This is a genomic window from Psychrobacter sp. AOP5-GZ1-6, from assembly GCF_052376345.1.
Lineage (GTDB): Bacteria > Pseudomonadota > Gammaproteobacteria > Pseudomonadales > Moraxellaceae > Psychrobacter.
In genome coordinates, this window is sequence record NZ_JBQSVP010000152.1 from 1 (window position 1) to 7,044 (window position 7,044).

Annotated in this window: 5 protein-coding genes and 2 tRNA genes; 2 read left to right on the forward strand and 5 right to left on the reverse strand. The window is 42.0% G+C overall.

Translation table 11 applies throughout. From position 1 onward, the window contains the following. Positions 1–1,619 (forward strand): catalase (locus ACT3RN_RS13705; RefSeq protein WP_444518719.1); only part of this gene is annotated, 1,619 nt, incomplete at its 5' end. A 185-nt stretch (positions 1,620–1,804) separates the two neighbouring features. Here the strand turns inward: ACT3RN_RS13705 and ACT3RN_RS13710 are convergent. Then, positions 1,805–2,686, reverse strand: a complete 882-nt coding sequence (locus ACT3RN_RS13710) for a DUF3142 domain-containing protein (RefSeq protein WP_442440108.1) — start codon at positions 2,684–2,686, stop codon at positions 1,805–1,807. Between the two features lie 18 nt (positions 2,687–2,704). Beyond that, complete coding sequence (locus tag ACT3RN_RS13715; RefSeq protein WP_192519657.1) at positions 2,705–4,978, reverse strand: hypothetical protein; 2,274 nt, start codon at positions 4,976–4,978, stop codon at positions 2,705–2,707. Positions 4,979–5,236: 258 nt separating this feature from the next. Here ACT3RN_RS13715 and ACT3RN_RS13720 point away from each other — a divergent pair, with 258 nt between their 5' ends. Then, complete coding sequence (locus tag ACT3RN_RS13720) at positions 5,237–6,019, forward strand: MBL fold metallo-hydrolase (RefSeq protein ID WP_192519656.1); 783 nt, start codon at positions 5,237–5,239, stop codon at positions 6,017–6,019. 74 nt (positions 6,020–6,093) lie between these two features. On the opposite strand, the gene ACT3RN_RS13725 is transcribed toward ACT3RN_RS13720, so the two are convergent. The 3 genes from ACT3RN_RS13725 to ACT3RN_RS13735 all read right to left on the reverse strand — a co-directional run. Then, positions 6,094–6,169 (reverse strand) — tRNA-Lys (locus ACT3RN_RS13725). A gap of 203 nt (positions 6,170–6,372) precedes the next feature. After that, positions 6,373–6,448 (reverse strand) — tRNA-Lys (locus ACT3RN_RS13730). 257 nt (positions 6,449–6,705) lie between these two features. Beyond that, positions 6,706–7,044 (reverse strand): FtsX-like permease family protein (locus tag ACT3RN_RS13735; protein WP_444518720.1); only part of this gene is annotated, 339 nt, incomplete at its 5' end.

A 7,044-nucleotide genomic window follows, 5' to 3' on the forward strand; every position in this document is an offset into this window, starting at 1 on the left:
ACATGCCGATTTTCTTTATTCAAGATGCGATGAAGTTCCCAGACTTGATTCATGCGGTAAAACCAGAGCCTGATCGCGGCTTTCCGCAAGCGGCATCTGCGCATGATACTTTTTGGGACTTTGTGTCACTAACGCCTGAAACGATGCACAATCTGATTTGGCTGATGAGTGACCGTGGCCTACCGCGTAGTCTACGGATGATGGAAGGCTTTGGTATCCATAGTTATCGTTTAATTAATAAAGAAGGCAAGAGTACCTTTGTACGTTTTCACTGGAAGCCAGTATTGGGTGTACAGTCAACCACTTGGGATGAAGCAGTGAAAATCTCAGGTGCAGATCCCGATTATCATCGTCGTGATTTGTTCGAATCAATCAACAATGGCGACTATCCTGAATGGGAGTTTGGCGTTCAATTATTTACCGAAGAAGAGGCCAATGAGTTTCCATTTGACCACCTCGATGCGACCAAACTGATTCCAGAAGAGTTGGTACCAGTTAAAACGGTTGGTAAAATGGTACTCAATCGTTATCCGGATAATTTCTTTGCAGAAACGGAGCAAGTCGCGTTTTGCCCATCACATCTACCACCAGGTATCGACTTCAGTAACGATCCATTATTACAAGGTCGACTGTTCAGCTATTTAGACACCCAGCTATCACGTTTAGGCTCACCAAACTTTTCACAACTGCCAATTAATGCACCAAAATGTCCGTTTGCTAATAATCAGCAAGATGGGCATATGCAAATGCAGATACCCAAAACCCGTACATTGTATGAGCCACAGAGTTTGGATACAACGAGACCACGTGAAAGCGTTAAAGAGGGTTTTGAATCATTTCATGAGCAGCTAGATGATGGAGTAAAAGGTCGCGTACGTGCAGAGAGTTTCGCAGATCATTACAGTCAGCCACGGATGTTTTATCGTAGCCAAACACCCACGGAGCAAGCACATATCGCAACCGCCTATGCATTTGAGCTCGGTAAAGTAGATACGGCACATGTACGTGCTCGTATGCTTGGTCATCTGATTCATATCGATGAAGACTTGGCCAATCGTGTGGCGACCGCACTTGGTATGGAGTTGCCAGAACCTGCGGATGCCGCTGCACCTGTACTAGATATAGCAACCTCTAAAGCGGTACAAACCATCGGTCTGACGCCTGACAGTCTAAAAGGTCGTCTGATAGGTATATTGGTCGCGGAAGGCTCTAAGAGTAGCGAGATTAAGAAGTTTGAAGACGCCGCTAAAGAGCAGGGCGCTAGTGTCAAAATAGTGGCACCTAATAAAGAGGTGGTGTTGGATGATGGCACACGCATACAAGCTGATGAGCGCCTCGCTGGTGGTCCGTCAGTGATGTTCGATGCTGTGGTGAGTATTATCATGCCTGATCAAGCTAAAAAGCTAGCCAAAGACAGCTCAGCCTTAGATTGGTTCAATGATGCGTATGGTCATTGCAAAGCGATTGCGTATTGCGGAGCAACGGATGAGTTTATCTTGAGTAAACTGCCAATTGAAAAAGACAGTTTTGTTACGCCACTCGCTGAATTAGATAGCTTTATTGCAAATGCGAAGTCTCGTCTATGGAAGCGTGAGCCAAAGGTACGTGATTTGGCATAATTAATGTCATACGGTTTCTAGATACGTTAAGTTTTATATATTAAATGTTATACGTTAAGTTTTATCAAAAACCCAGCCTAAGCGCTGGGTTTTTTAGTAAGGGTAACAAAGTGTGAGCCCTAATCGCACTTTGCTAAAAGCGTGTCATTTTATAAGAAGATGCTGTATCTCAATTACTTCATCCTTTATCGTAAAAATACGACATAACCCTTAAAGTGTGGACTGTTTTCCAAAAACCCTGCGCCGTGCCATTGACCATCTTCAATGATACCCACTTTAAAATCAAAGGGCACATTTTCTAGTTTTTTTAGATATCGAGAGTAATTGGTTAAAGTAGTTGTTCCTTGATAAGTTTGGATAACCAACTCATCGATGGCATCACCGAGCTGCATAAACTGAGGCTCCTCAGCTTGGTTTGACCAATCAAGCAATCCAGTTACGCTCAACTGATAATGCGCTGGTAGTTGCTTACGCACATTCCTCAGCAGTTGTGCGTACTTATCCAGTTGATAGGTGGGAGCATCATAGTCTATTTGAATCCCCATCACTTGATTGCCTGCTCGCTGCCACTTCTCTAAGCGCTCGATAAGCTGAGCCATCACTTCGTCTGACCATTCTTGACTGGTTGCACGATAGACGAGCCAGATTTTTTTATCATCTAAAGAGCGAACGCCTAGACCTTGCGGTGTCAGCGTTGCAAGTGCAGCATGATCTGCATTCTCATTAGTATTGGGACGATAGTACGGAATATTAGGCGGACGAATTTCACCTTGTAAGATATATAAGGTATGAGCTTGGCTCAGCTGGGTATCATCCTTGGGCGGTGTCCATATCCAAAACTGCTCATAATCTTTCGCATTAACAATTGCATCGCTAGTAGCAGCAGTATTAGTGGTGTGCCCAGCATTGAGGGCGATCTCTACTGATTGGGGTTGCTGCTCAGTTTTAGATTGATGCGTTGAAGCAAGGCTATAGACTGAGTTATAAATAATAGACGTAAGAACCAGTATGATTAAGCAAATAACCCCTAATACTAGCCCTCTATGTTTTTGCCAGTTTTTTATCAATTCAAAAAGCCTTTCAATTTACCAATAATATTTCTGGTTTTTCGCCCAGTTTGTATTTTTAAAGTCTGATTTTAAGCGTTTAAACCAAGCTTTACGAACTGACATGTCCACATTTTCATCGCTACAATGGTTCCTACCTGAACTTGCAAAGCAGCCAATCGCACGATGTAGCGCATAGGCTGATAACTCGTCATCTTGATTGCTGTTAAATGTAGATTGATAGATGTTCAATCGGTTTAGCGCTTGACCGTCAAAACGACTGGGTATATCACCTAAGTAAGGATAGCGATAGCCTGAATCGTTTTGATCAGAAGAATGATAGGAATTGTCATAATCTTCGAGATAGTAAGTTAAGTTTGAGTCATTCATAAACTCGGCTAGACATAGGGTTTGTAGTCTGTCTTTTGGGTTTTGGCTCAGGCGCGTCACTGTTTTCGTCAAGTCTTGGCAGTTTATGTTAGGACTAATTTGTTTACCCTGCCAATTAAACTCACTGAATGTAGGCAAGTATTTCAGTTTTTCGTCCTCACTATCAAAGCCTAAATACTTTTGGGCGTCTTTGGGGAGATAGTTCTGTCTGTATGTTAAATAATCAGCATAGCGCCCCTGTAGTAGTGATTTAGTCAGTAGCGCGTAACGGGCTTCTGCGCCAATCGTATCAGTAACCGAATGACGATCAGCAATTTGTCTCAATAGCACGGGATCGGCAGAATACTTGATTACTCGCATTTTTAAAGTTTGAGATTGTACCGTAGCGTTATTACCAAAAAATTTGCTGTAATCATTGGTTTGATCTGCTTGAAGCGCTAACGCCAGCTCGGTTATTCTGTTTTGAAACGGTTGTTTTGGCAATTGATGTAGGCGATCCCATATTGCGTTTGCCTCATTGATATCACCCGTTTGCTGCAATGCTTTGGCTTTTAGGACGTATTGGCTAAACCTTGAATATGACATCTCACTTGTCGGTACAGTAGTTGGTAAGTACTTTATAGCAAGTTTTGGATTGTTTTCCTGCACAAAATAATAGGTCGCTATGAGATACTGATATAGATCTGTGCGCTCTTTAAACTTGGGTTTTAGCTGCTTTAGCTCTGCTAATGTTAGCGGTTTAATAGAACTAAAAGAGTCAGCAGGTCTTAAGCGGTATAACGCAAAACTGGTGAGTAAAATGGGGTTATTTAGATCATTAATATTGAGTGGTTCATCAAAGTTTGCAAAAAATACTCTTTGTTCTATTTCTGCTGGCAATACGCGACTATCCAGATTAAACGCTAGTGAGTTGGTATGATCGATTTGCCACTCGATCTCATCAATCAGCTTATCTTGTCGATCTGCTAGCCAATAGAGCCGACGTTGTAAGCCGCGCGCTGAGGCAGTATAGTGGCCATCTTTAAAGCGGCTAAGGTAAGTATTGATGACCTTTTGAGTATTGGAAAACAGTCTTGGATCAACGGTCTCGCTCTTATAGCGGTAGTCTCCCATGCCGTGCTGATAAATACGATTAATACCAGTACGAATCAGCATATAATTGGCGGTATCGACCAGCCAAGCAAGTCCGGCATTGTTGTCTGTTTTAATATTGATTAACGCACTATAGAGATTATGAGCACTGTCAAAGTCTGATTTTTCACCCAAATAAAACAGCTGAGTGGCCATAATATAGTCTGCGTATGGCTGAGCATTGGTAGACCATTTCAACGGAAAAGTAGATGTACTCTCGGCTGATGAGGTGTCATGACCGAACGAGTTCGCACATTCGCTGCGGATGGCTTGGCGAAACTGCATCAGTTGTAAGCGTTCTTTAGAGGTCAATTTCGTATCAATCTTTAGCGCGTCTTTTAGCGCCTCTTCACCTGTATAAAAACTATTACAATATTCGGCGTAATTGCTTTTTTTAGATTGCTCTAAAAAATTCTGATTGGGGTTTTTTACTTCATTCACTGCCGTTTGTCTTAAAGTAGGTAAGTTTAACGGAAAGTCATGAGCATAATAGGAGTCTGATTCATGCGTATTAGGAATATCAAAGTCAATTAAGCCTTTATCAGCGAGCAATAAATACAGGTTGGTTTGGGTATCGTTGCCAGTATCTAGCGTTGGGAAATTAATCTGACATTCATTATAGGTGCGATTGTCCAATGAGAAATTAGAGCTACAATAAAGCCAACCTCCGGCTTTTGCAGAGATGGAGAACCCCATTAGTGCTGTGGTAAATATGGTTAAAACACAAGGTTTGGTTATAAGGTTTAAGAAAGGTGGTGTAGGCTGTTTGGTAGTTTCTGCAAGGTGATTCATGAATGGCTCGTTTATTATACTTTTGTTGATTGCCACAATCATAGCAGAATTTTATTTTAACTGTTCTTTGTTTTTGCTTTTCGCATATGGGGTTATGACAGATAAGAGCGTTCGCGTTGGATTGTCTATGAGTAATTCTATAGTCACAAGCGTTCACTCAAAGCCATTACAATTTATATGAGGAGCGTTATACTGAATGTATTGATGGATATCTAAAGATATCCATAGTAAGGACTATCTATATGGCAGGGAATGCAAATGAGTTTATGCGAGATTGTACGTCTGAATGGGTACATCCAAAGTACGTATATGGCGGTCTACCCAGATAAAATTATGCTGCTAGATGGCGCTTGTCGGCCTGATGTGGAAATGGTGCTGGATTATATTAAGACGACCTTAAAACGACCCGTTACTGATCTAAAAGTCGTCGTCGTCACTCATATGCACCCAGACCATGCGGGCGGAGCCCATAAGTTCCGAGATGAGACAGGCTGTATGATAGTGTCGGCAGATAAAAGCGATCAGTGGTATAGCGGTATTGCTGGTCGTACGATGCATTTAGTGGATATAAATCTTGCGTATTATGTGGCGAGACGCCAAGGCTGCTCCCTAAAGAATCTGTATTATCCAGCGTATCTTAAGGCTGATATCACTGTCAGTGAAGGAGACTGCGTGCCAGGGTTTGATGAATGGCAGGTGCTTGAAACTCCTGGGCATACAGACCGCGATTTATCTTTGTTTCATCTGCCTAGTCGACAGGTATATACCGCTGATTTGATTATCAAGCTACGCCATAAGTTTGTGGCGCCTTTTCCTGTCTATGATCCCAAGGTTTATATTCAATCGCTCCAAAAAATCAAAGCATTAAAACCTTCTGTGGTCATGATGGCACATGGTCGTGAGTTGGCGATAGATCAAGCCATGTTTGATACTTTGATTACGCAGGCACCCAAGCAGCCACGAACCATTAAAGACACTATCAAGCATAAATTACTACGGCGAAAAAATGCTGACTTTTCGATGTTCAAGCAGAAAAAATAAAGTAGGGCATAAAAAAAGCCCAGTTACTATATTTTCTCATAACTGAGAGAGATAGTAACTGGGCTTTTGGAATATGGTGGGCCGACCGCGACTCGAACGCGGGACCAATTGATTAAAAGTCAACTGCTCTACCAACTGAGCTATCGGCCCTGAGCGAGGATAAAACGAAGCATTGCTTCGTCTGAGCGCAAGAGAATTTACATTGTCGTAAATTCTAGAAACTACGCATCCAAACTAGGTTCAAAACCCTTTAAATGGGATTTTGTTAAAACTTAACATCTTAAAGATGCTTTTAACTTTTATCAACCAACTACCGGATAGGGTAAAACGATCGATAAGCGTATTACTAAATATGGTGGGCCGACCGCGACTCGAACGCGGGACCAATTGATTAAAAGTCAACTGCTCTACCAACTGAGCTATCGGCCCTGAAGAACATCTATAAGAGCAATGCTCTTTTGTTCTGCAAGTTAAGCTTAAATAACATACATTAAGCTTGTTTCAACGTTTAAAGAGTTTGTATCCCTAAACGTGAGAGCACATTATATATATAATTATGACAATTACAACCCCTGATGAGGAAAAAACTATAAATATGCAGAAAAAATAACTATTTTTTTAGGATTTTATCATTATGATTCAGTTGAGCACTGAACATGCTAACTCAGTGCCCCTGTCATTCACGATTAATCCCTAGAAAGTGCATCTACAGGATCTAGTTTTGCAGCATTACGGGCGGGCAAGAAGCCAAAAACAACCCCAATAAGCGTGGAGCACACAAAGGCTGCAATGATAGAGGTAGCGGAATAGATAACTTTAAAGCTATCACCACCAAATTGATTGATCAGTTCGCCGATAGCAAAGGCCATACCAATACCTAGCAAACCACCCAAAATACAAACCAGCACGGCCTCTATCAAGAACTGCTGCATGATGTCGTTTTGGCGAGCTCCAACAGCCATTCGCACTCCAATCTCGTTGGTACGCTCGGTCACGGACACCAGCATGATATTCATAACACCTGT